Annotated in this window: 21 protein-coding genes, 1 pseudogene and 1 other annotated feature (1 of these 23 running past the window's edge); of the genes and pseudogenes, 6 read left to right on the top strand and 16 right to left on the bottom strand. The window is 29.4% G+C overall.

Annotation, left to right across the window (positions count from 1 at the left end; translation table 11 throughout):
- Window positions 1–15: 15 nt before the first annotated feature.
- The 4 genes from CLCY_RS00920 to CLCY_RS00935 all read right to left on the bottom strand — a co-directional run bounded on the left by CLCY_RS00920 (window position 16) and on the right by CLCY_RS00935 (window position 4294).
- The gene (locus CLCY_RS00920; RefSeq protein WP_048569261.1) at window positions 16–960 is read right to left on the bottom strand and encodes a ribonuclease Z; all 945 of its coding nucleotides are present in this window, start codon (window positions 958–960) and stop codon (window positions 16–18) included.
- 144 nt (window positions 961–1104) lie between these two features.
- A complete protein-coding gene (locus CLCY_RS00925; protein ID WP_048569262.1) occupies window positions 1105–2004 on the bottom strand; it encodes a chemotaxis protein in 900 nt (299 codons plus the stop codon).
- A 212-nt stretch (window positions 2005–2216) separates the two neighbouring features.
- On the bottom strand, window positions 2217–3659 hold the full coding sequence (locus CLCY_RS00930; protein ID WP_048569263.1) for a DEAD/DEAH box helicase: 1443 nt from the start codon (window positions 3657–3659) through the stop codon (window positions 2217–2219).
- 17 nt (window positions 3660–3676) lie between these two features.
- Window positions 3677–4294 carry a hypothetical protein gene (locus CLCY_RS00935; protein WP_048569264.1) on the bottom strand — a complete coding sequence of 206 codons (618 nt, stop codon included), beginning with the start codon at window positions 4292–4294 and terminating at the stop codon, window positions 3677–3679.
- Between the two features lie 316 nt (window positions 4295–4610).
- Here CLCY_RS00935 and CLCY_RS00940 point away from each other — a divergent pair, with 316 nt between their 5' ends.
- Together CLCY_RS00940 and CLCY_RS00945 are read left to right on the top strand one after the other, a co-directional pair.
- The gene (locus CLCY_RS00940) at window positions 4611–5123 is read left to right on the top strand and encodes a ferritin-like domain-containing protein (RefSeq protein WP_048569265.1); all 513 of its coding nucleotides are present in this window, start codon (window positions 4611–4613) and stop codon (window positions 5121–5123) included.
- 150 nt (window positions 5124–5273) lie between these two features.
- Entirely contained in the window at window positions 5274–6161 is an 888-nt protein-coding gene (locus CLCY_RS00945; protein WP_048569266.1) for a DUF1002 domain-containing protein, read from the top strand.
- Between the two features lie 71 nt (window positions 6162–6232).
- On the opposite strand, the gene CLCY_RS00950 is transcribed toward CLCY_RS00945, so the two are convergent.
- Both CLCY_RS00950 and CLCY_RS00955 read right to left on the bottom strand, forming a co-directional pair.
- Window positions 6233–7525, bottom strand: coding sequence for an aminotransferase class V-fold PLP-dependent enzyme (locus CLCY_RS00950; RefSeq protein ID WP_048569267.1), 1293 nt, complete (start codon window positions 7523–7525; stop codon window positions 6233–6235).
- 110 nt (window positions 7526–7635) lie between these two features.
- Window positions 7636–8064 (bottom strand): hypothetical protein, encoded by a 429-nt coding sequence (locus CLCY_RS00955; RefSeq protein ID WP_048569268.1) that lies wholly within the window; start codon window positions 8062–8064, stop codon window positions 7636–7638.
- Window positions 8065–8354: 290 nt separating this feature from the next.
- Between CLCY_RS00955 and speD the strand changes: the two genes are divergently transcribed.
- The 4 genes and pseudogenes from speD to speB all read left to right on the top strand — a co-directional run bounded on the left by speD (window position 8355) and on the right by speB (window position 12364).
- On the top strand, window positions 8355–9209 hold the full coding sequence (gene speD, locus CLCY_RS00960; protein WP_048569269.1) for an adenosylmethionine decarboxylase: 855 nt from the start codon (window positions 8355–8357) through the stop codon (window positions 9207–9209).
- Window positions 9193–10563: pseudogene (locus tag CLCY_RS00965) on the top strand (aminotransferase class I/II-fold pyridoxal phosphate-dependent enzyme); the annotation flags it as partial. The gene speD and the pseudogene CLCY_RS00965, both read left to right, overlap by 17 nt.
- A 99-nt stretch (window positions 10564–10662) precedes the next feature.
- Window positions 10663–11517 carry a polyamine aminopropyltransferase gene (speE, locus tag CLCY_RS00970; RefSeq protein ID WP_048569343.1) on the top strand — a complete coding sequence of 285 codons (855 nt, stop codon included), beginning with the start codon at window positions 10663–10665 and terminating at the stop codon, window positions 11515–11517.
- On the top strand, window positions 11510–12364 hold the full coding sequence (gene speB, locus CLCY_RS00975; RefSeq protein WP_048569270.1) for an agmatinase: 855 nt from the start codon (window positions 11510–11512) through the stop codon (window positions 12362–12364). The genes speE and speB overlap by 8 nt, the downstream gene beginning before the upstream one ends.
- A gap of 39 nt (window positions 12365–12403) precedes the next feature.
- On the opposite strand, the gene CLCY_RS00980 is transcribed toward speB, so the two are convergent.
- The 10 genes from CLCY_RS00980 to leuA all read right to left on the bottom strand — a co-directional run bounded on the left by CLCY_RS00980 (window position 12404) and on the right by leuA (window position 25196).
- Entirely contained in the window at window positions 12404–14098 is a 1695-nt protein-coding gene (locus tag CLCY_RS00980; protein ID WP_048569271.1) for an HD-GYP domain-containing protein, read from the bottom strand.
- A gap of 59 nt (window positions 14099–14157) precedes the next feature.
- Window positions 14158–14292: an AgrD family cyclic lactone autoinducer peptide gene (locus CLCY_RS00985; protein WP_048569272.1), complete on the bottom strand. Its 135-nt coding sequence runs from the start codon at window positions 14290–14292 to the stop codon at window positions 14158–14160.
- A 34-nt stretch (window positions 14293–14326) separates the two neighbouring features.
- Window positions 14327–14947 carry an accessory gene regulator ArgB-like protein gene (locus CLCY_RS00990; RefSeq protein ID WP_048569273.1) on the bottom strand — a complete coding sequence of 207 codons (621 nt, stop codon included), beginning with the start codon at window positions 14945–14947 and terminating at the stop codon, window positions 14327–14329.
- Entirely contained in the window at window positions 14940–15407 is a 468-nt protein-coding gene (locus tag CLCY_RS00995; RefSeq protein WP_048569274.1) for a hypothetical protein, read from the bottom strand. Before CLCY_RS00995 ends, CLCY_RS00990 begins: the two co-directional genes overlap by 8 nt.
- A gap of 19 nt (window positions 15408–15426) precedes the next feature.
- The gene (locus CLCY_RS01000; protein WP_048569275.1) at window positions 15427–15978 is read right to left on the bottom strand and encodes a DUF5317 family protein; all 552 of its coding nucleotides are present in this window, start codon (window positions 15976–15978) and stop codon (window positions 15427–15429) included.
- Window positions 15979–16241: 263 nt separating this feature from the next.
- Window positions 16242–17573, bottom strand: a complete 1332-nt coding sequence (locus CLCY_RS01005) for an MATE family efflux transporter (RefSeq protein WP_048569344.1) — start codon at window positions 17571–17573, stop codon at window positions 16242–16244.
- 69 nt (window positions 17574–17642) lie between these two features.
- Window positions 17643–20891, bottom strand: a complete 3249-nt coding sequence (locus CLCY_RS01010) for an ABC transporter permease (protein WP_048569276.1) — start codon at window positions 20889–20891, stop codon at window positions 17643–17645.
- 2 nt (window positions 20892–20893) lie between these two features.
- Window positions 20894–21598 carry an ABC transporter ATP-binding protein gene (locus tag CLCY_RS01015; RefSeq protein WP_048569277.1) on the bottom strand — a complete coding sequence of 235 codons (705 nt, stop codon included), beginning with the start codon at window positions 21596–21598 and terminating at the stop codon, window positions 20894–20896.
- 177 nt (window positions 21599–21775) lie between these two features.
- A complete protein-coding gene (locus tag CLCY_RS01020; protein WP_048569278.1) occupies window positions 21776–23284 on the bottom strand; it encodes a DUF1846 domain-containing protein in 1509 nt (502 codons plus the stop codon).
- A gap of 247 nt (window positions 23285–23531) precedes the next feature.
- Window positions 23532–25196, bottom strand: a complete 1665-nt coding sequence (gene leuA, locus CLCY_RS01025) for a 2-isopropylmalate synthase (RefSeq protein ID WP_048569279.1) — start codon at window positions 25194–25196, stop codon at window positions 23532–23534.
- Between the two features lie 57 nt (window positions 25197–25253).
- Window positions 25254–25270: a binding site (T-box leader), on the bottom strand (it continues 175 nt past the right edge of the window).

Below are 25270 nucleotides of genomic sequence, written 5' to 3' on the forward strand. Positions count from 1 at the left end.
AATTTCCTCATTCACCTAGTTAAACTTAAGTGTTTCTATTAATCTATCCTTGGCTAAGTAAGACTCATTAAATACTGCTTTTGCATTATCTATGTAATCCTCTGGATTTTTCAAAGCTGGACTGAAATGAGTCAATATTAATTTTTTCACATTTGAATTTGCAGCTATAGAAGCAGCCTCTTTAAATGTCATATGTTTATTTCTTATCGCTTTATCAATATCCTCTTCTTTTCCATATGTACCTTCACATACAAACAAATCACTATTATAAACAAAATTATTAATATCTAATATTGGTCTTGTATCTGTAATATAACTAATTTTCAAACCTTCCCTTTCTGTCCCAAGAACCATTTCCTTTGTATATAACTTATTATCTATGATAATTTCTTCTCCAATTTGGAGTTTATTCCATATATTTTTAGGGACATTATTTTCAATTGCTTTTTCAATATTAAATTTGGGGTTTCTCTTTATATAAAAACTATATCCAAAACAAGGACTAGAATGCTCAAGCTCTATTGAACTTATTTGAATATTCATTGGCTTAAACAAAACTCCTAATTCTTTTATAGAATATTTATCACCAAAATCAATACTTCCACTATAGTTCTCAATAACTCTTAACTCATATGGAAGATAAGGAACTATATACATAAGACTTTTTACAGCCTCGGCTATTCCCTTTGGTCCGATTATTATTAAAGGATCTACCTTGCCACTATTACCAATAGTTGATAATAACCCTGGTAGACCTATTATATGGTCTCCATGAATATGGGTAATACAAATAATATCTATTGTTTTAAATCCTCTTCCTACCATTTTCATTGATACCTGTGTACCTTCTCCACAATCAATTAAAATCTTTCTGCCTTCATAGTTTATCATCATTGATGCTAAGCTTCTTTCAGGAGTTGGCATTCCCCCTCCACAGCCTAGAAATATTATCTCCATCATAATTAAACACCTTCACTTTAAAATATCTAATTCCTTATAATATTTTAGTATTGGATACTCTACTAATATTATGCGTTTTATATACTAAATCTATATTAAAAAAGTGCAATATCCTCTTCTTTAAGAGCCATTGCACTATAATTTCTATCTACATTCTATTAAATCATCTATAACATTCACTAGTGTTGAAATATCAGGTTTACTTAACTGTGCATCTGCACCAACAGCCTCCCCTTTATGCTTTAAATCCTGTGTTATTAGTGATGAGAATATAATAACAGGTAATTTTCTTAAAATATCGTGTTCCTTAACCTTTCTAGTTAAGGTATGACCATCAAGTTGAGGCATTTCTACATCTGTTATTAGGACTTGTACTTTTTCTTTGAAGTTTTCTCCATACTCATTTGCTAAGCTAATTAAGTAATCAAGTGCTTGCTGTCCGTCATCAAACATTACTAGATTAGAGAATCCTGCTTTAGTTAATGTGTTTTTTAATAGTTTTCTTATTAAGGCTGAATCATCTGCTAGAACTATTCTATAATTACTTCTATCTTTATACTCAACGTTAACTATTCTATCTTCACTAATTCCTGTACTTGGATTAATATCTGTTACTATTTTTTCAAAATCTAAAAGCTGGATTACCTTTCTTTCTAACATTATGTTTCCTATTACCAAAGAGTTTGCGGATATATCATCAGGTCTAGTAATTTTACTCCAAGGTATTCTATGAATAGCTATTACATCATCAACAATAAATGCTACTTTTACTCTATTAAATTCACATATTATAACCTTTGCCTGTGGTTTTTCATTATAGTGTCCGTTTACTACATAATTTAAGTCAATTAAACTTAAAACTTCATCTCTACAAATCATTAGTCCAGCTATTTCAGGACTTGAATCTGGTATACTAGTTATTTTATCTAATAGAACAACTTCCTTTGTCTTTATAACATTTATAGCATAAAACTGATTATTTATCTTAAACTCTAGTATTTCTACCTCTCCAGTTCCTGATTCCAGTAATATTTTGCTTTGCATAGTCGCACCTCACTAACTAAATACTTTAATTATTTATCGTCCTGTTAGGGTAATATAAAAAGGGTGTTAAGTAAATTTTAAGTTAAAATAATCCTAAGTTACCTTATAGTATAAGTCTTTAAAATATATATATGAGAAATTTTCAATAGAAATTATAAAAAAGGATTATAGGTCTTAAATTTCAATCCCTATAATCCTTTTAAAGCTATATTCTATTTCTTTGCAGCTTGTATTGCAACTTTTTTACCTTTAATAGATACCTCTTTATACTTTTTAAGAATTTTAATTCCTTTTCCATTTAAAATATCTACATATGAGAATCCATCTTGAATATCAATTATACCTATATCATCACCAGTTAAATCATCTAAGTTACTAAAACAACCTAGTATATCTAGCGCTCTTATCTTCTTTTTCTTACCACCATTTATGTGTATTTTAACAACATCACTATGGACTTTTTTCTTTTCTACACCTGTTTTATTTGCAAACTTTTTTTGACTTTCTTCAAATATCTGTTTGCCTTTCATTACATCTTCATTAGATGGGCTTTCTATACATTCTATTGTGTGACCTACATAGTCTTCAATTTGTTCTAAGAACTTTTTATCTCTTTTTGATACCAAGGATATTGCGTCACCCTTTTGACCCTTTCTCCCTGTTCTTCCGATTCTATGTACATAGCTTTCTCTTTCCTGTGGAACTTCATAGTTAAATACATGAGTTATATGATCTATGTGTATTCCCCTTGCTGCAACATCTGTTGCAACTAAAACTTTAAACTCCTTATTCTTAAATCTCTCCATCGTCTTTATTCTATCTTCTTGATCCATATCTCCATGTATCTGAGCTGTTAAAATATGCTTTCTTTTTAAAGATTCAAACACTTTTTTAACCATTTCTTTAGTATTACAAAATACAATTGCTGCTTCAGGAGATTGTGAATATAGAAGATCGACTAATATTAAATTTTTTTCTTCATTTTCAACATTTATGAATTTCTCACTTATATTACCCTCTGATAAAATGTTTGAATCAATTTTCAAGATTTCAGCATTTTTCATATAATCTTTACATAAATCATTTATTTCTTCAGGAATCGTTGCAGAGAAAAGTGCTGTAGTCTTATCATTCTTTATACAATTAAGAATTTCCTTTACTTGATCTATAAATCCCATATTTAACATTTTATCCGCTTCATCTATTACAAGAAATCTAACATTATCTAAAATTAAATTCCCTCTATTAATATGATCTTGTAATCGCCCTGGAGTTCCAACTACAACATGAACTCTTTGTTTTAATTCTCTTACTTGATCATTAAATGGTTGTTTACCAAAAACTGCTGCACATCTTACCTTTTTAAGTCTTCCTATATTTCCTATTTCTTCTTTAACTTGAAGAGCTAATTCCCTAGTCGGAACTAAAATAATAGCCTGTACTGCTGAGTTTTCAATATTAATATGTTCACAAATTGGTATTCCAAAACTTGCAGTTTTTCCACTTCCTGTTTGTGATTTCACGATTATATCTTGTTTCTTCAAAAGAAATGGTATTGCTTCAATCTGTACCTTAGAAGGCACTTTGAAACCTAAGTTATTAATTGCTTTTAAAAGGTTTTCATCTAAATTAAATTGATTAAATTTTTCTATCATAAATTCTCCTTAAACTACTATAATTTATATAAAATTTTTTTAAAATATGAAGTAAATCCTTTTCTATCCTCAGAGATATATTTTATATCCTCAATATTATCGACTAAATCATTTTTTAAATTTGCTATAAAACTTAAAAGTGTACTTTTTTCCACCACTTTATAATCATCTAATATTATAACATTTTTTAATATTATTCCATCTAAAGTTTCATATATTAATTTTATAGTATCACCTTTAATGTTATGTCTATAATCAACTATAGGTGCTACTTTTATGTAGTTACTATATTCTCCACATACACTTGAATCTACTATATAGTATGCTTTTTCCTCTTCTTTAACAGATATGAACCAAATTTGACCTTCTTTTATCATTGGCTGTTCATATCCTTTAAATACGTTTTTAAATTTTTCAAAACTCACTCTACCTTCTGAAGCCTCTCCAAGGATTCTAAGTAAATTATCATGGGGAATTACAAAGCTACGTCCAGAAATAGCCCATTCAATATATAAAGGATCCACATTACACTTCTCCAAGAACATATTTAATGTATTATTTCCTTTAGCTATATGTAAAAGTTTTTCAAAATGTCTTATCTTCTCTTTTTCTATTACTATTAACCCTTTCCCCATTTTCTTACTCCTAAATTTTTTTTATTTTACACTATTAATTATATTATAAAAAGGATGTAGTTTTACATCCTTTTTATAATATAATTTCAAACTTTTTAAGAATATAAATCCTTGCAGGAGTTAATATATTAGCTATTTTCTCCAAATTCAAAGCTTTTATTCCTTCCGCACCTATATTTTTATCATATATTACCATAACTAATAAATTATATCAATTTGTGCCTATATTTATATTAGAAACCTGATAGTAATATTACTAATTTCTAATCATAAAATAATATTGTAACTATATAAACAATTGCAAGGAGTTTAATAGATGAAAAATAGCTTCATGGTTAACCTACCCTATCCAAAGATTAATATATCTGAAAAAAATCCTTACTATGCAAAAATAATTTTACAAAACTACGCAGGAATGGTTTCCGAATTTTCAGCAGTATCACAGTATACTTATCAAAAAATAAAACTTTTTAAGTCTTATCCTGAAATATCAGAGGTTTTACTTAAAATTTCTATAGTTGAAATGCACCATCTTGAAGTACTTGGTAAAATGATAATCGAACTTGGAGATGACCCAGGATTTTGGATAAAGAAAAAAGATAAATATAACTACTGGAGCCCAAAATTTGTTGATTATACCAATGAACCAAAAGCTATTATAAAGTCTGATATTACAGATGAATTAAAAGCTATAAAGCAATATGAAAATAGTATAAAAGTAATTCATGATGAAAATATAAATGCTATACTTAAGAGGATTATTTTAGATGAAGAACTTCATATAAAGATATTAACAGGAATCTATGATAAATACTTTAGCAAATGTTAATTTATATAGAAGGGTTGTGACGCAAAAACACAACCCTTTTTTACCGTAATATATTTTATACTTTTACAGTTATTTTTTATGTTATAATTATTAAGCTATCATAATAATAGGATTTTGATCCTTATAATGTATGTAAAGGAGATTTTAACTATGAAATTAAAAAGATTACTAGGCAAAATATTAATTGGGATATTATTTATATCCGCAACTACTTCTATTACTACTAAAACAGTATATGCCGACTCTTATAAAGTTGTTACATTAGGTGCTGACCTTAACAGTAATCAAAAAAATGAAATGCTAAAGTATTTTAATGTTGATAAAAAAGAAGCTAATATACTTGAAGTTACCAAAAGTGAAGAGGAAAAATACCTAGGAGGTGTTGCTTCTTCAAAACAAATAGGAACAAAATCTATTTCTTGCTCATTTGTAGAACCAACAAGTAGCGGTGGACTTCAAATCTCAACCCATAATATATATTGGGTTACTGAAAGTATGATTAGAAACGCTTTGATTACTGCAGGAATAGAAAATGCAATTGTTAAAGCTGGTGCCCCTTTTAATGTATCTGGTACTGCTGCATTAACAGGCATACTTAAGGGCTTTGAAAATAGTAAAGGCGGAGAAAAAATAGATGAAAATAAGAAAAAAGCTGCTAATGAGGAAATAATCGTAACCGGTGAACTTGGTGAAAAAGTTGGACAAGACGAAGCAGCAAACATAATAAATGAAGTTAAAAAGGAAGTAATTAAAGAAAATCCTACAGGGGAAAAGGAAATCGAAAAAATAGTTGTTAATGTAACAAATAACTACGGTGCAAACCTTAGTCAAGAAGAGATTCAAAAAATAACAGATTTAATGAATAAAATCAATAACCTTGATTTAGACTTTAATAAAATTAAAGATCAATTAAATGATGCAACTTCCAAGCTGAAGGATGTTATTTCAAGTGATGAAGCTAAGGGTTTCTTTGAACAGGTAAAGGAGTTTTTCTCAAATCTATTTATATCCATAGGCAACTTAATTGGTAATAAGTAACTAACAATATAATTACTTACAAAATATCAGGTATAAAGCTATAGCTTTATACCTGATATTTATATATAGGCTTATTTGATATGTCTTGTAATTATTTTTTTCAATACATCAATAAACTCATCAATCTCTTCTGTTGTATTATACAAACCAAAACTTGCTCTAACCATACCTGGCATATCTACACCGTTAATTATATAGTTATATGCTTTTTCATTACTTATACCTAATAGTCTTCTCACATATGAATGAGCACAAAATCCACCATGTCTGACGGCTATAGCTCTATAGTCTGCAAGTCTTTCTGCTACTATGTTATGGCCTACCCCCTCAATATTAAAAGGAACTACACCAAGCCTTTCAGTGCACTTGCTATCACCATATAACACAATTCTATCAATGTTTGATAACTTCTTTATTGCATGATCTCTTAGTTCATCTTCGTGAGTTTTAATATTATCAAACCCAATTGATATAAGTGATTTCATTGCGGTAACTAAGGCAATTACCCCAATAAAATTAGGTGTCCCTGCCTCATACTTACCCGGAGATTTTTGCCAATAGACATTATCATCTAGTACTGCCTCCACAGCTCCTCCTCCGTAAAGGAACAAATTTCCATCATTAAATGCTTCCCTAAGTCCTACAACTACACCACTTCCAAAAGGTGCGTATAATTTATGTCCTGAAAAAGTCATAAAATCAATATGGTCATCATTTTCATTACCCGCCATATTTATAGCTCTATGTGCTATTAGTTGGGCAGCATCAACAACTATTTTTGCACCATATTTATGTGTTATCTGTGCTATTTTATTAATATCATTAATATATCCAGTCACATTTGATGCCCCACTAATACTTACAAACTTTACTTTACCTTTTAAGTTTTTAAGTTTTTTTTCTATATCGTTTATGTCTATTTTTCCATTTTCATCAACATCTATATATTCTACTTTAGATACATATCTCCAAGGAATATCATTTGCATGATGCTCCATTCTAGTTGTTAATACCACTTCATCACTTTCTTTAATTAAAGACCTAGCAAGTAGATTAATACCTTCAGTGGCATTCTTCACATATATAACAGTATAATCCTTTCTATTAGAAAGATTAAAAAAATCTAATATAAATTCCCTAGCCTCTTCATAAGCGTCAGTACAATACTCTGACTTTTGTCCTTTACCTCTACCAATTGACCCATACATTAATATATTTTGTATAATCATATTATTTACGCATTTAAATGGTGGTGTAGTTGCTGCATTATCAAAATTTATAGGAACTACACAACGTCCATCTTCTAATGCTACTGGCATATTTATTCCTGCAAATAGTTTTCTATAATCCAATTTTTTATTCATACTCTTACCTCCTTCCTACTAATATATTCACGCCATTAACTTAGAGTTACCTTTATAAAAATAAAAAGGCAATTAATAGAATTCTATCCTATTAATTGCCTTTTATAATCTTAATCTAAAATTATATTGTTAAAAACTCCAAATTCCTTTATAAGTAAACTTGGCCAGTCAGAATTTTCAACTTCTATCCAACTATGATCGATATTAAGCTTTTTAAGCCAAGCATTAATACCACTTCCTACTTTTCCTGCATCTGCACATTCTCTTCCAAATGTTTCTTTGATTATTTTTAATACTTCAAGTTGTTCATCTCTTTCAAGGTTTCTACCTACAAAATCATCTAAAAAATCTACACATTCAATGTATGAAACACTATCTTCACTATAAAGTTCATTAACTAGATCTTGTCTTTTTTTATTTAAATCTTTTTGAACATCCTCTATTTCTTCCAAATTTGACAGATATTTTTTTGCTAATTTTAAAGCTGCAATATCCTTGCCTATTTTTACTATTGATCTTTCCACTTTTAAAAATCTCATATAAATTTATCACCTTATATAAAAAATTTTGCTATTTAACCTAGCAATCTTTTATATTATATCATATTAAATAAACTGACTTTAACAATAATGAGTGAGAATTTTTATACTGGACATAATAAATTATGATGTAAAATTTATATAAAAAAGTTAAAATGTTTCGTATATTTTAGTAGTTTTTATATAAATCGATAATTTTTTATTTGTAATTGTTGAAAATTTATTCTATAATTACATCAATAAATTTTAATTTATTTATTTTATCGTAAAGGAGATTGATTTGAAAAGAAATGGAAAAAGCGCAACCAAATAAACTAAAATTACATGGATTTAATAATCTAACAAAAACTTTGAGCTTTAACATGTACGATATCTGCTACACAAAAACAGAAGTAGACAGAAATGCATACATTGAATATATTGATGAGCAGTACAGTGCAGATAGGCTTACTAAGATTTTAACTACAGTTACTGAAATTATAGGCGCAAATGTTTTAAATATTGCAAAGCAAGACTATGATCCACAGGGGGCTAGTGTAACCATTTTAATTTCAGAGGGACCTGTAGAGTCAGTACCAGGATCTCCTACAACAGCATCACCTGGTCCATTACCAGAAACAGTTTTAGCTCATTTAGATAAAAGCCATATAACTGTTCATACTTACCCAGAATACCATCCACATGAAGGTATTAGTACGTTTAGAGCGGATATTGACGTATCAACTTGTGGTGAAATATCTCCACTAAAGGCGCTGAACTTTCTTATTCATTCCTTTGATGCGGATATAATGACTATTGATTATCGTGTTAGAGGATTTACACGTGATATCGGAGGTCAAAAGATTTATATCGATCACCCAATTGACTCTATACAGAACTTTATTCCAAAGAACATTAAACATCTGTACAATATGATAGATGTTAATGTGTATCAGGAACACATATTCCATACAAAGTGTAAGTTAAAGAAGTTTGATTTAAATAACTATTTATTTGGTTACACCAAGGATGATCTTCATCCAGGTGAAGCGTCAATGATCGTGAAAAAAGTAAAGAAAGAAATGGACGAAATTTTCTATGGTACTAATGTAGAAGAAGCTATGTTTGAGCCGGAGGACTATGATAATTATGAAAAAACATTGTAATACTCCTCTTCTATCTAGGGTTATAGAATATGCCCATAAAGATGTTACGTGTTTTGATGTTCCAGGTCATAAACGAGGAAATTACTTAGAAGAATTAAAGGAAGTTTGGGGAGAGATGACTCTGAAAATGGACGTTAATTCTTCTAAAACTGTTGACAATCTATCTAATCCAACAGGTGTAATTAAAGAAGCTGAAAGCCTAATTGCAGATGCCTTTCAATGTGATAACGCTTTCATGCTTGTTAATGGCTCAACATCAGGAGTTCAATATATGATAATGGCTGCACTGGAACATGGAGATAAGGTTATACTTCCAAGAAATGTTCATAAGTCAGCAATAAACGCTCTAATATTATCAGGTGTTAGACCTATATTTATTGAGCCAGAAATTGATGTAGAATACGGAATAGTAAACGGAATTACACCGGAAGCTCTAAGTCATGCTTTAGATCTTCATAACGATGTTAAAGCAGTACTTGTTATTAACCCTACTTATTTTGGAGCTACATCTAATCTTAAGGAGATTATAAGGATTTCTCACGATAGGGAAATCCCTGTTTTAGTTGATGAAGCCCATGGTGCACACTTTAATTTTCACCCTGAGCTTCCTTCTTGTGGTGCTGCACTTGGAGCGGATTTAGTTACTGTAAGTATGCATAAAACAGGTGGTTCACTTACTCAATCCTCTGTTTTATTACACAATGAAGGATTTATTTCTAAAACAAAGGTACGTTCGACTATCAATCTCCTACAAACCACTTCTGCTTCTTATCTTTTAATGTCTTCTATAGATTTAGCTAGAAAAAAGCTTGTTTTAGAAGGCGAGGAAAGACTAGGCAAGCTTTTAGCATTAACTAAAAATGCAAAACGAGAAATAAATAAAATTCCTGGACTTAAGTGTATTCAAAGAGATTCTTATATTAACTCTAAGGGAGTATATGATTATGATGAACTAAAAATTGTAATCAAAGTAAGTGATCTTGGTTTATCAGGCTTCTTTGTATATGATTTATTAGTTAACGAGTACTCCATTCAAATGGAACTTGCTGAGCCTAATGTAGTTCTAGCTATTGTTTCATTTGGGGACACTGAAGATACAATTAATAAGCTTGTTGAAGCCCTAATGGACGTAAGTAAACGCTTCTTTAATACTTTGCCTAAAAAGGACGTAGATGTTTTATCAAGTTTAAAGAACCCTAAGATTTTACTTACTCCAAGAGATGCCTACTATCATCCTAAAAAGCTTATGCATATAAAGGATACTGAAGGTCTTGTAGCAGGAGAGTCAATAATGGTTTACCCACCTGGTATTCCTTTAATAATCCCAGGAGAACAAATCACTAAAGAAATTATTGATCATTATCTATATCTTAAGGACGAAGGTACAATAACACTTAATGAAGATGATGACCCATATATGATACAAATATTAGATAAAAGTCAGGAGGACAATATGATAGATTTATGGTATACAGAGAACCACCAAGAGGACACTAAGTTTTCAATAAAGGTTAAGGAACATATTCACTCAGAAAAGTCTGAATTCCAACAAATCGACTTTTTTGAAAGCGATACTTTTGGTAGATTCTTTACTCTAGATGGACTTATGATGGTAACAGAAAAGGATGAATTTATTTACCATGATATGATTACTCATATTCCTATGGCTGTAAATCCAGCTATTAAAAATGTACTTATAATTGGTGGTGGAGATGGAGGAACTGCTAGAGAAGTTCTAAGATATTCATCTGTTGAAAAAGTAGATATGGTTGAAATTGACGAAAGAGTTGTAAGACTTTGTGAAAAATACCTTCCTATAACTGCTGGAAAACTTACTGATGAAAGACTTACTCTTCACTTTGAAGATGGTCTTAAGTTTGTTCAAGATGCAAAGGATTCAACCTATGACCTTATACTAGTAGATTCAACTGATCCAATAGGGCCTGGTGAAGGACTTTTCACATATGAATTCTATAATAACTGTAAAAGAGTTTTAACTGATGAGGGTATACTTATAAACCAACATGAGAGCCCATATTACTCAACTTATTCACATGAAATGAAAAGGGCTCATCTAAAGATCAAGGAAACTTTCCCAATAGCTAAGGTTTATCAATTCCATATGCCAACATATCCATCAGGACACTGGCTATTTGGATTTGCATCAAAGAAATTTGATCCAATTAAGGATTTAAAGGCTGATGTATGGAATTCACTAAACATTAAAACAAAATACTACAACACAGATCTTCATATCGGAGCATTTATGTTACCTAGCTATGTAAAGGATGAACTAAACAATGCTTAATACTTATTCAACTAGTTCATTTATAGGATTCGATTCAAACTATGAAGATTCTACAGTAGTAATGTTTGGTGCTCCATTTGATGGAACTACAAGTTTTAGACCAGGAACAAGATTTGCTCCTGCGCAAATTAGAATTGATTCATACGGCCTTGAAACCTATTCTCCTTATCTTGATCTTGATCTTGAAGATTTTAAGATTTCAGATATAGGTGATGTAGATATGCCATTTGGTAATACCGAAAAAGCCTTAGAAGCAATTAAAACTACCTCAAAAGCGATTATTGGAGATGAGAAAAAACCACTTTTAATTGGAGGGGAACACCTAGTGTCCTTACCTGTAATTGAAAGTCTTTACAATGCTTATCCTGATCTTCATATAATACATTTTGATGCACACACTGATCTTCGTGAAGATTATATGGGAGAGAAGCTATCCCACGCAACGGTTATAAGACGTGCCCATGATATTCTTGGTGATAATAGAATATACCAATTCGGCATAAGATCTGGAACTCGTGAAGAATTCAAATGGTCAAACGATCATACTATTATGAATAAATTCGACTTATCTACACTAGAAAGTGCTGTTAAGAATCTTTCAGGTAAGCCTGTTTATTTAACAATTGACCTTGATGTTCTTGATCCATCTGTTTTTTCTGGTACAGGAACTCCTGAACCAGGTGGAATAACAATGAAGGAACTATTAAATGGTATTAACATAATGAAAGATCTTAACTTAGTTGGTGCAGACGTGGTTGAACTTTCACCAAGTTTTGATACTAGTGGAGTTTCAACAGCAGTAGCATGTAAAGTTATTAGAGAAGTATCTTTGATTCTTGCAAAGTAAATTAAAAAGGTATGAAAGACTTACTTTCATACCTTTTATCTATATTCTGTGGAAATTATCCTTATTCTCTTTTATGACCTTAATAAAGACTTTTACTATGTCAGGGTCAAACTGTGTTCCACTACACCTTATAAGCTCCTTAATCGCTTCCTCATAGGTTTTACTCTTATTATATGGTCTATCTGATGTCATAGCATCAAAACTATCTACAATCGTTAATACCCTTGCTAAAAACGGTATATCTTCACCCTTTAACTTTCCTGGATAACCTTCTCCATTATACTTTTCATGATGATGAAGTATTAAAGGTGTAACATTATTAAGCGAATCTACACATTTAACTATATCCATACCATTTTCAGGGTGGTTTTGCACCATATTCCATTCCTCATCGTTTAAAGGCATCTTTTTATTTAAAACTTCCTTAGGAATATTAATTTTACCTATATCATGCATATAAGCACCGTAAATCAGAGTTTTTTTATCTTCCTCAGAAAGATCTAGTTCATCTGCTAAAAGCCTACTATAGAGAACTACTCTTTCTGTATGAGCATAGGTGTACCTATCTTTAGAGTTAATAACACTTATTAATGTTTTAATTGATGCTATAACTTCAACATGCCTTTCCTCTATATTACTTTTTAAATCATCTAATATAGATACATATCTTTCTACTCTGTTTTTCTTAAAGAACTTAGCTTTATATAGGGCATCATCTGCACTTTTTAATAGTTCTATATCATTTGATGCTTTATCAGGATAAACAGATACACCCAGTGATACTGTAAGATTTCCATTTGGTTGGTTCTCTTGACCATCAAAATATGTATTTTCTATATCAATTCTTATTTTTTCTGCTATTTTTATTGCTTCTTCTTCTGTCTTTCTAGGTAGGATTATTCCAAATTCCTCCCCACCATATCTTGCCACTATATCATCATCAGTTACACTTCTTTTAAGGATTGCTCCTATAATCTTAAGTACTTCATCTCCCTTTTGATGACCATATAAATCGTTATAATACTTAAAATAATCTATATCTATAAATATCAGTGAAACTGAACTCTTAACATCATCACTATACTTTACACAAGACCTTAAAAAGTCACGAAAATACCTATGATTATATACCCCTGTTAATCCATCATAATTAACCATATTCTCTAATTCTTTTATATGTTCACCTTCAATTTTCACGTAAAAGCCTAGTGGCCATGAAGTTAATATAAATACACCAGATAATATAATATCATTTTCAAAATATGCATTAACAGGTGCACTTGGTGCAAATATTAAATCTATTAAGAGTATAATAGCAGAGGATGATATGGCAATAATCATTCCTTGTTTAATTCCTGATTGTATAGTAGTTGTAATAACAATAAACAAAAATAAAAATTTATATTGACTCTCATGTATACCTGTAAAAAATATTACAGCTAATATTATCCCAATAAAGGTTATATTTTCTATATGTTGAATATAATTATTTTTCTTAATAACCTTTTCTCTTTTTATAGAAAACATCCATATAGTATAAATAAGCATTAGGGATATAACTACTATGCCTATATAAATAAGCCCATAATTAACATCTGTAGGACTCTCTATATACTCATATTGTTTAAAAAAATATTTAAAAACTATTATTAGTACAAAAAGTAAAGTTGATAACTTTACAATTGATAATATATCATTTATTTGTTTTTCTCTATTATTTTTTATTATACTCATCATTTGTCCTCATAACTAAAAAAATAATAAAAGATCGGATAACCGATCCTTATTATTTTTTAGTTTTCTTCTAAGCATTTTGGCTCCTCTGGTTGATAGGAATACCATAAACATGCTGATGTTGCTACAACTGATGCTGCAACTGTTGCTATAGCAGCAACCGCCATTAATACTTTGTTACCTAACTTTTTCATTTTAGTTCCTCCTTAAAAGTATATTTAAAAGATTCTATTTTTTTAATATAAAATGTGATGCATTAGTTAGTGTAAATGCTTGCCAAGCTATTCCTATGTACATACATATAGCATATATTAAGTACTTATTATTTAAGGTAACTTTATAGCTTAGAATTAAACATATAACAATAACTAAATATACACTTAGTATAAGTATAGAACCTTTCTTTAGCTTTTTTCTTTTATCCTGATTTCTTATTGGCTTTGCTACACTGTCAACAGGTGCAAACATATAAATCAAATAATATGTACCAATAAAAATAATAATTCCAATTAAACTAACTATATAAATATTAAAATCATATATTAACTTTGTTATTAAAAATGTAGGTAATACACAAACTATTGTACCAATAACAATACATTTACCTGGAGTATTTGCATGTGCTCCTCCAGAGTATTTTCTAAGTATAGCTGTTGCAAATGATACAATTAAAGATTCAAGTAAAACCCCTAAAAACAGTCCAAAGACTGATGTTATAACTATAGAAAGTGTAATTTGAAGTATTGCAAATATACCATAAACTATAACATCCCTTTTATCCCCATCAAAGTTTAATTCCTTTGAAATATTATTTCCTAATTTATTAGCTACTTTATCTACCTTAAACATTTTTCAACTGTCTTCTCCTTTTTAATAAAAAGTAACAAATCAATACTACTATCCATATAACCAATAATGAAGGTATGCCATAAAATATTTTTTGTATTGGATTAGCAAAAACTTCACTTATATTCATATCTAAAATTTTTTCTATAATAAATACATTTAACCCTTCACATAAAAGCTGAATTATTAATATTAATATACTTGCCTTAATACAACTTATAATATCTATTTTATTTATAATAGAACTTGTCACTATAATAGCTATTAATGATAAAACAGTATGTACTCCATAATTAATTGGAAGACTTCTAATTAACAAAAATGAAATTGCTACTACAAACCCTGAAATCATAAATCTAGATACCTTTACCTTAAATTTTGAGAATGTTAGTATAGCAAATACAAATAAAAAGGCTTCAGGTATAGCTCTAAATAAAAATTCTATAAACGGTAACTCTAACACTTGTATTTCTCCTTTTAAACTATAATTTAATTATTCTACTTTCATTTATTTTTTTAATAGCAGCATAAATAATAATAAACACAAAAACTCTAATAAATATATCTCCAATACTCAAAATACTATACCCTAAATCAAATATATCTGTTAAGCAAATATATTTTACAGATGAACTTCCCAACACGTGGATATCATTCACCTTAGAAAATGAATCTACTTTAGCATATCCTGTTAAATAAGATAATGCAGGAAAAACAGGCATCATTCCTGAATTAGACTTTATAGCAATATCATTTAAAAGTCCTCCAAGCACTATAAAAGCTGAACCTATTATAGCCTTTATATATATTTCATGCTTAAATATAATAAATAGATATGTACAAAGATACGTTGTCTTTAAAATTCCAGAATATTGTACTAAAAAATAATTACCTAGAAATATATTAATCTGTGCAATTATAATTATAAGTTCCATAAAAATTACGGGATAAAACTCCCACGAATTAAACACAGGTTTTATATTATATCCCTTTACTTTTGCAAAAATCATAGCTAAGATAACAGTTTCAATCATAGTATTCCTCTCTCAATTTGCACAAACATTATTTAAATTTTTAGAACAATTAAAAATCTATGGCTTAATCCCTACTAATTATTATACTACTTTTAATCTACTTTTCCATATTTTTTCTATTTTTTTATATTAATTTAACAAAAATTCATCATTTTTTTACTTTTTTATACATTTATATATATATTTATTCAAAAATTATAAAACACCTAGAAAAAACTTTCTCTAGGTGTTTTATCGTCTTTATAGAAAAATCATTAAAGTTATTAAGAGTATTTAATTCTTCTAACTACCTTTTTCCATAGAATAAACCTATATACACTAAAAGCAACAATTCCCTTTAACATACTAGATATTGCTATACTCCACCAAACTCCATTAACTTCAAAGTAATCAATTAAAACTAAGGCTAGTGGAACTCTAATTACTGTTAATGACACACTTATAATAGCTGAGTATTTTGTTGAACCAAGTCCGGTAAACGCACCATTAGTAATCATCTCAACTGCAGCAAGGATTTGTGAAATTCCAATTATTCTTAAGTAATCTGCTGTAATCTTTATGGTTATTATATCTCTCACAAATATTGCTGCTAACCTTTCAGGTATAGCTATAAATGCAATTGTAATAAATAATGTATAAATTGTTCCGAGTATCAAGGAGATTTTATATCCGCTATTTATTCTATCTAGCCTTTTAGCTCCAAAATTTTGACCAACAAAACTTGCAGCAGCTCCATTAAACCCACCAATTATAGTAAAAGTTATTGATTCTATTTGAAGTCCAATCTTTTGAGCTGCTATAGCATCAGCTCCGAATTTAGAAATAATTTTTGCTAAGGCAATATTTATCAAAGTAAATATTATTCTTTGCATAGAATTTGGAATACCGAGTCTCATTATTTCCTTTAGTGCAATAATATCAAAGTATTTTTTAAAGTTTACAGTATAAAAATCCTTTGAAAAATAAACCGACATTATAAATACAACGATATTAGAAATCACCGTTGCAATTGCTGCACCATTTACACCTAATTTAAAAGTATATATAAAAATTGGATCTAGTATTATATTTAAAATCAATCCTATTCCACTAATCTTTAATGATATTTTATTATTACCAAAGCTAGAAAAAATTCTAGTATAAAAAGTATTAAAAAACACTATTACCATTGTTGAACCATTAATTAAAAGATATGATAAAGCTGACTTATTAACTTTCAAATCATTTATTCCAAGAAAGCCTATGAGACTCTTACCATAAATTAATATAATTGACCCAAATATTATACCTAGGGTAAAGTTTAATATAAAAGAAGTATTTATATATTTATTTACTTCTTCTTCATCTTTTTTTCCTAAGGCATGTGCTACTTTAACACTCCCTCCAATAACCACCATTGCATTTACTGAGTATCCTAGTCCAATGTAAATACTAGATGCTCCTATACTCGCAACAGCACCACTACCAAGTCCTCCAACCCAAATCATATTTACAAAGTTATATGCAAATTGCAAAAGTGAGGTTACCACTAATGGAGTTGCAAGAGATAGTATAACTTTTAAAACGTTCCCTTTTGTTAAATCTATTTTTTTCATCTTTTGTCCTACCATATACTTCATATTATAACTCCTTAAAAAGAGCTACTTTTTTATAAATCAAAATTATTAGTCAATTGACTTTAAAGATTCTACCATATTTATTTTTTTAAGTTTATAATACATAAACCAATTAACTAAAAGCCCAAAAACAATTGTTAATAATGCAGATATAATATAACTAAATAGTTTAATATCTCTTCCAAACATAATTGATTCAAGTTCTGCTGTTACCATAATGAATCTATGAAGAAAAGTACCTAAACTAAGCCCAAATAAACTTCCAATAAAAGTTAATATAATATTTTCTCTAAATACATATGAAGACACTTCATTATCATAAAATCCTAAAACCTTTATAGTTGCTATCTCTCTTAGTCTTTCACTTATATTTACATTTGTAAGATTATATAAAACTACAAAAGCGAGAGCACCTGCTGACACTATCATAAGAAGTACTACATAATTTAAGTTAGAAATCATGCTATCAAATGATTCCATCAAGGTTGAAGTAAATTTAATGGAATTAATGTTTGTCTCTTTCATTATATCAATTGAGATAGCTTTTTCAATTTCTTTATTGGTATTTTTCACTTTTAAAAGTATTTGATTGTATTTTACTTCCTCATTAAAAAGATTTTTATAAAATTCAGGAGTCATGTAAACATAGTGAGAAATATAATTTTCTGATACTCCCTCAACTAATACATTATGCTTATTTTTATTTTTATCCTCAATGGATATAAAGTCTCCTATTTTAACTCCTAATATTTTAGAAATCTTTTCTGTAATAATTACCCCTTTATTAGAAATAGTATATTTTTCTCCAGATACTCTATTTATAGTATTTACAAAGCTATTCATTTTACTTGAATTTTCTAAAACAAATATATTAACTTCTTTCTCTTTATTTCCTTTAGATACATTAATATTCTTTATTCTTACATTTTCAAAATCTAAAATTCTTTTATCCTTAGATATAGCTTCTAAGTTCTTATTTTCTTCAATACTTAGAACCTCAGACTTATAACTTGCAACTGCATTATACTTAAAAACATCACCATATTGTTTTTCAACAATTGATGAAATTGAATCACGAATTCCAAATCCACTTACCAAAAGAGCTGTACAGCCTGATATACCAATCACAGTCATAAAAAAACGCTTCTTATATCTAAAAATATTTCTTGCAGTTACTTTCTGTATAAAGTTCATTCTACTCCATATAAAACCTATTCTCTCAAGTAAAATTCTCTTTCCTTGTTTTGGAGCTTTAGGCCTCATTAAAAGTGATGGTTCCTCTAATAGTTCTTTATAACAAGCAAGCAATGCAGATAAGGTAGTTACTAATGTAGCTACAAGGATTGCAATTAAAGAAACTCCAATATCAAAATTTAAGATTATAGGTGGCAGTGTGTAGGTCATACTTGTATATGCGTTATATATGACAGTAGGAAATACAGTTAATCCTACAATAAGTCCAAGTATACTTCCTCCAATACTAGCAAAAGCTGCATATACTATATATTTAAATGCAATAGAGGCTTTATCGTAACCAAGACCCTTTAATGTACCGATATTTACTCTTTGTTCATCTACCATTCTTGTCATAGTTGTAAGACATATAAGTGCCGCTACTAAAAAGAAAAATAAGGGAAATACCTTTGCAATAGCACTTATACTTTCAGCTGAATTTCCAAAGTCAACAAAACCATAGTTAGCATTTCTATCTAGTACATACCATTTACCTTCCTTAATACCTTTTATGTCTTTTTCTTTTTGTTTAATCTCATTATCCGCTTTTAAAAACTCTCTATCCGCTTTTTCTTTATTTTTATTATATATATTTTCAGAACTTAAAATCTTAGCTTTACCCCTTTTTATCTCTTCTTTAGCTTTAACAAATTCTTTTTGCGCTAAAACTTCACTATTCTTAATTTTTAATCTTTGCTTACTTATTTCTTCCTTTGCATTGGCAATTGTAATAAAAGATTCTTTAAATTTTATTTGAGATAATTCTAACTCTTGCATCTTTAAATCTAAATTCTTTTTAGCACTGTCTATATAAGATTCTAATTCAACAAGAGTTTTTCTTGTATCAATTATTTTCTTCTCTAATTCCTTTTTCTCAATATCTGATTTATTACCATAGGCTACTTCATTTTCCATGAAACTTATTTGAGATTTTAACTCATTTATTTTATTTTGCTCTTCTCTTATTTTAGTTTTAGAAAGCTCTAAATTCTTTTCAACGCTAGGTTTATTTTTTATAAAATCGTTATAACTATTATTTAATGCTTTCTCATTAGCTATAAGATTATTTTCTTCCATATCTATTCTAAATTTGGAGTCTTCAATAAGCTTTTTAAAACTACTTTCTTTTTTAATTAGTTGCTTTTCCCCTTTTTCTAAGTCATCCTTAGCTTTATTTATTTTTATTTTTGCATTTGAAAGCTCTTTATATGCTGAGGATCTTTTATCATTTAGCTCTTTCTTTCCAGCTTCTAACTTTTCATTTGCATCACTTATAACTTCATCGTATCTTAATGAAGCTCTTTTCTTACCTAAGTTTTCTATTTCTTTTTTTACCTTTTTCACATTTTCATCATACTCATCACTATAGGAAAGTAGACCTTTTGTTCCCTTTAATGTTATATTTACATCAGTATATATTTTACTTTTAAACTCATCTTTAGGTACCATAATAAAAGTATCAAGCTGACCGTTTCCAATTGTACTGCTACCCTTTTGCTCAGAAATATAATATGGTGTTTGAACCTTACCTACAACTGTGTACTTAGTATTTTTAAAGGTATCTTCCAAACTTTCATTATTATCACCATAAATCTCTATCTTTGAGCCTATGTTAATATTCTTTTCCATTAGTGAAGATTCAATTACACATTCTCCGAGTTTAACTGGAAACCTTCCTTCAACTAGGCTTGGCTTATTTATATATTCTCCAGGTTTATCACTTAATTTATCTAAATCAAGTGAATGTACTCTAATTACTAATTCTTTTTTATCAATATTAGTTAGAACATCTTTGGAATAACCTCCTGAAGTTCTCTTAACTTCTTTTATTTTGCTCAATTCATTTATATCACTATCTGTTAATCCAAGATTTGAAATAAGTTGAATATCCATAAGATTATTTCTATCAAAATAATTATCTGCTGTTGACTCCATTATTGGCGATGCAACATTTACACCTGCAAAAAAGGCTACCCCTAATGCAACAATAAAAAATATAGACAAAAACCTTCCAATAGACTTTTTAACTTCTCGAGTAGTATCTTTAATAATAGAAAATTTCATAACTACCACTCAATCCTTTCTACAGGTACTGGTTTCTCATTTTTTTCTATGTTATGTATCTTGCCGTTTCTTACAGTAATTATTTTGTCTCCCATTGGTGCCAAAGCCATGTTATGAGTTATAACAACTACCGTCATACCTATTTTTCTATTAGTGTCTTGTAAAAGTTTAAGTATAGACTTTCCTGTATTATAATCTAAAGCTCCTGTAGGTTCATCACAAAGTAATAGCTTAGGATTCTTAGCTAAAGCCCTTGCAATTGCAATCCTTTGTTGCTCTCCTCCTGATAGCTGAGATGGAAAGTTATCACGTCTACTCTTTAAACCTACCGCTTCTAGAATTTCCTCAGGATTAAATGGGTTTTTACATATTTGTGTTGCAAGTTCTATATTCTCTATTGCAGTTAGATTTTGTACTAAATTATAAAACTGAAATACAAAACCTATTTCATGTCTTCTGTATGCGGTTAAACTTCTTTGATTATAGGAACTTATGTCTTTACTGTCTACAAAAACTCTTCCACTAGTTGGCATATCCATTCCGCCTAAAATATTTAATATAGTACTCTTACCTGCTCCACTAGCTCCGGCAACCACAACAAATTCACCTTTGTTAATAGAAAAATCTACTCCATCAAGTGCATTTATTTTTACCTCACCCATTTTATATGTCTTTTTAACATTAGAAAATTCAATAAAACTTACCAAGACAATTCCCCCTTAAGCAATTTCTAAATTCATTATTTTTATGATAAAAACTATTACCATATGATTACAATAATACATTTTTTTACCTAAGTGTATAGTTTAAACAAATTAAAAAGAAACCGTAAAATAATTTTACGGTTTCTTTTTATATAAATTCATATTTAATAAGAATAAGATTTATGCATTATAATATAAGTTCGCTGTTGGGTATTCAGGATCACTTGTAATATCTATACCAAGTTTTCTAAATGTTTGTTCATCACTTCTACTTAATATAGTAGTAGAATGTGCTTGAGACCCCTTAAGCATTGATAATTTTTCAAGGGCTACTTGAGCTGTTGGATTTGTAACTGCACATATACTCAATGCCATTAAAATTTCTTCACAGTCTAGTGGAGTGTTTTTACTATTAAGAGTATTAGATTTAAGATTTATAATTGGTTCAAGTATAACAGGTGATATTAAATGTATATCATCAGAAATATTAGCAAAATGTTTAACTGCATTTAATATTACAGCAGCAGTTGCATCCATAACGCAAGAACTTTTACCTGTAAGAATTGAACCATCCTGAAGTTCTATAGCAACAGCTGGACAAACCTCATTTTTTGTTGATTGTTCTTTAAGCTTTGCAGAGTGTTCTCTAGCTGGTATAACAACCTTTCTATCTGTTTCTTTTAGATTAAGCTCTTCCATAATAAGCTTTACTCTATCAAAAGTATCTTTATCTACGTATCCTTTTTTGTATTCACATCCAGTTTTAAAGTATCTTCTTATAACTTCTTGTCTTGATGCTTCCTTAACTATCTCATCATCAATAATTCCAAAGCCTACTCTATTAACCCCCATATCCGTAGGTGATTTATAAATAGACTCTTCTCCTGTAATTTTTTCTATAATTCTCTTTAACACAGGGAATGTTTCAATATCTCTATTATAGTTAACAGATACTTTATTGTATTCGTCAAAATGGAAGGAGTCTATCATATTTACGTCCTTTAGATCAGCTGTTGCAGCTTCATACGCTATATTTAAAGGATGTTTAAGTGGAACGTTCCATACCGGGAAAGTTTCAAACTTTGAATATCCTGCAACTTTACCTTTTTTATATTCATGATATAGCTGGCTTAAGCAAGTTGCAAGCTTACCACTTCCAGGACCTGGCGCTGTAACAACAACTATAGGCTTTGTTGTTTCTATGTATGGATTTTTACCATATCCTTCGTCACTTACTATAGTATCTACATCTGTAGGATATCCCTTAGTTGCTTCATGTTTATAAACCTTTATTCCACGTCTTTCAAGCTTATTAATGAAAACTGTGGTTGCAGGCTGTCCGTTATATCGAGTAATAACAACACTGTTAACATCAAGTTCATGACTTCTAAGATCATCAATAAGTCTTAAAACGTCTATATCATAGGTGATCCCAAAATCTCCTCTTATTTTATTTCTTTCTATATCTCCTGCATATACACAAATTACAACTTCTACTTTTTCTTTTAACTTGTGTAATAATTTAATCTTTGCATTCTCATCAAACCCAGGTAAAACCCTTTTTGCATGAAGATCAAAAAGAAGCTTTCCACCAAACTCTAAATATAATTTGTCATAATTATTAACTCTTTCTAAAATAAATTTGGATTGTTCTTCCAAGTATTTTTCATGATCAAATCCTATCTTCATATCTACTACCTCGCTACACTTTAAAATATCCTTATCTATTATTACATAATTTTATTCTTTAGTAAAATACTATTCTAATATATTACGCAATCTATTTTTCAATAATAAAAACCCTTTTTTATTATTTACCACTAAGATATATTATCACAAATATCAAGCATAAAAAATAAAATTATTAATGGAATTTTTATACTATAAAAACAAAAGAGTAGGTTATATAATATCAACCTACTCTTTATAATTACATTTATTTATATAGTCTATTTATAGCGCTGAATACAGCCTTTACAGATGCTAATGTAATATTACTATCTACACCTACACCATATGTTTCACTTCCATTATCTTCTCTTTTTAATTTAACATAAGCGGCAGCCTTAGCCTCTGAACCTCCACCTAATGAATGTTCATTATAATCAAGTATTGAAGTATTAACAAGGTTATTCTTGACTAGAGCCTTCTTTAGTGAGTCTATTGGACCATTACCTTCAGCTTCAATATCCATTTCTTCGCCACGGTAAAGAAGCTTAACATTAACTCTTGTTACTTCATTTCCTTCAGATGATTCATCGCTAACTCTACATTTAATTAACTTAAATGGTGATTCCTTTTCTAAGTACTCTTCCTTAAACTTATCCATAATTGTATCAGCAGATACTTCACCCTTTTCCTCTGATACCCCTTGAATAATACTTGCAAATTCCTTATGCATTAATTTTGGCATTTTAAATCCAAAATATTGTTCCATTACAAATGCCACTCCACCTTTACCAGATTGACTATTAATTCTAACTAATGCTTCATATTTACGTCCTAAATCACTTGGATCAATAGGAAGATATGGTACTTCCCATATATCACTATCTCTTTCCTTGTATTTTTTAATTCCCTTGTTTATAGCATCTTGATGTGATCCTGAGAATGCTGTAAATACAAGATCCCCTGCATAAGGATGTCTTATATGAACAGGTATCTTACAACATCTTTCATATACATCAATAATCTTTTCAATATCCTCTATGTTAAGTTCTGGGTTTACACCATGTGAAAACATGTTAAAGGCAATGTTTAAAACATCTACATTCCCAGTTCTCTCACCATTTCCAAATAATGTTCCTTCAATTCTATCAGCTCCAGCAAGTAGTGCAAGTTCCGCTGCTGCAACTCCTGTTCCCCTATCATTATGAGGATGTACACTTATGATAATACTATCTCTGTTTTTAAAATTTCTTCCCATCCATTCAATTTGATCAGCATAAACATTTGGAGTATCCATTTCAACAGTTGAAGGTAGATTAATTATTACCTTTCTATCAGGAGCTGCACCCCATGTATCTACAACTTCCTGACATACATCTAGTGCATATTCAACCTCTGTTCCTGTAAAGCTCTCAGGTGAATATTCAAGAACTATTTCACCATTAAATTTATCCGCATACTCTTTTACAAGCTTTACTCCATCAACTGCAATTTTTTTAATTTCTTCTTTACTCATATTGAAAACAACATCTCTTTGAAGTATAGATGTAGAGTTATAAATGTGAACAACTGCCTTTTTCACATCCTTTAATGCCTCAAAAGTTCTTTCAATAAGATGTGGTCTTGCCTGTGTTAATACCTGTACTGTAACGTCATTAGGAATCATATTCTCATCAACAAGTTTTCTTAGAAAGTCAAATTCTATTTGTGATGCTGATGGAAATCCTACCTCTATTTCCTTAAACCCAATTTCTACAAGTAAATTAAACATTTCAACCTTTTCTTCAACAGTCATTGGATTAACTAGTGCTTGATTTCCGTCTCTTAAATCAACGCTACACCAAATAGGTGCACTAGTTATCTCCTTATCTGGCCATGTTCTATCCTTTAACTTAATAGTTTCAAACCTTTTATATTTTTTGTAGTTTAGCATCTATATTCCCCCTTATCCCACTGCCATAAAATAAATAAAAACCGCGTAAATCATTCCTATTGGAGCGATTTACG

This window comes from Clostridium cylindrosporum DSM 605, from assembly GCF_001047375.1.
GTDB lineage: Bacteria > Bacillota > Clostridia > Clostridiales > Caloramatoraceae > Clostridium_AB > Clostridium_AB cylindrosporum.

Coding starts and splice junctions, on each gene's coding strand:
- CLCY_RS00945 (WP_048569266.1), top strand. CDS start 5,274: ATGAAATTAAAAAGATTACTAGGCAAAATATTAATTGGGATATTATTT.
- CLCY_RS00925 (WP_048569262.1), bottom strand. CDS start 2,004: ATGCAAAGCAAAATATTACTGGAATCAGGAACTGGAGAGGTAGAAATA.
- CLCY_RS01010 (WP_048569276.1), bottom strand. CDS start 20,891: ATGAAATTTTCTATTATTAAAGATACTACTCGAGAAGTTAAAAAGTCT.
- CLCY_RS00990 (WP_048569273.1), bottom strand. CDS start 14,947: ATGTTTAAGGTAGATAAAGTAGCTAATAAATTAGGAAATAATATTTCA.
- speB (WP_048569270.1), top strand. CDS start 11,510: ATGCTTAATACTTATTCAACTAGTTCATTTATAGGATTCGATTCAAAC.
- CLCY_RS00930 (WP_048569263.1), bottom strand. CDS start 3,659: ATGATAGAAAAATTTAATCAATTTAATTTAGATGAAAACCTTTTAAAA.
- speD (WP_048569269.1), top strand. CDS start 8,355: ATGGAAAAAGCGCAACCAAATAAACTAAAATTACATGGATTTAATAAT.
- CLCY_RS00950 (WP_048569267.1), bottom strand. CDS start 7,525: ATGAATAAAAAATTGGATTATAGAAAACTATTTGCAGGAATAAATATG.
- leuA (WP_048569279.1), bottom strand. CDS start 25,196: ATGCTAAACTACAAAAAATATAAAAGGTTTGAAACTATTAAGTTAAAG.
- CLCY_RS01020 (WP_048569278.1), bottom strand. CDS start 23,284: ATGAAGATAGGATTTGATCATGAAAAATACTTGGAAGAACAATCCAAA.
- CLCY_RS00935 (WP_048569264.1), bottom strand. CDS start 4,294: ATGGGGAAAGGGTTAATAGTAATAGAAAAAGAGAAGATAAGACATTTT.
- CLCY_RS00980 (WP_048569271.1), bottom strand. CDS start 14,098: ATGAGTATAATAAAAAATAATAGAGAAAAACAAATAAATGATATATTA.
- CLCY_RS00955 (WP_048569268.1), bottom strand. CDS start 8,064: ATGAGATTTTTAAAAGTGGAAAGATCAATAGTAAAAATAGGCAAGGAT.
- CLCY_RS01005 (WP_048569344.1), bottom strand. CDS start 17,573: ATGAAAAAAATAGATTTAACAAAAGGGAACGTTTTAAAAGTTATACTA.
- CLCY_RS00940 (WP_048569265.1), top strand. CDS start 4,611: ATGAAAAATAGCTTCATGGTTAACCTACCCTATCCAAAGATTAATATA.
- CLCY_RS00920 (WP_048569261.1), bottom strand. CDS start 960: ATGATGGAGATAATATTTCTAGGCTGTGGAGGGGGAATGCCAACTCCT.
- CLCY_RS00985 (WP_048569272.1), bottom strand. CDS start 14,292: ATGAAAAAGTTAGGTAACAAAGTATTAATGGCGGTTGCTGCTATAGCA.
- speE (WP_048569343.1), top strand. CDS start 10,663: ATGATAGATTTATGGTATACAGAGAACCACCAAGAGGACACTAAGTTT.
- CLCY_RS01000 (WP_048569275.1), bottom strand. CDS start 15,978: ATGATTGAAACTGTTATCTTAGCTATGATTTTTGCAAAAGTAAAGGGA.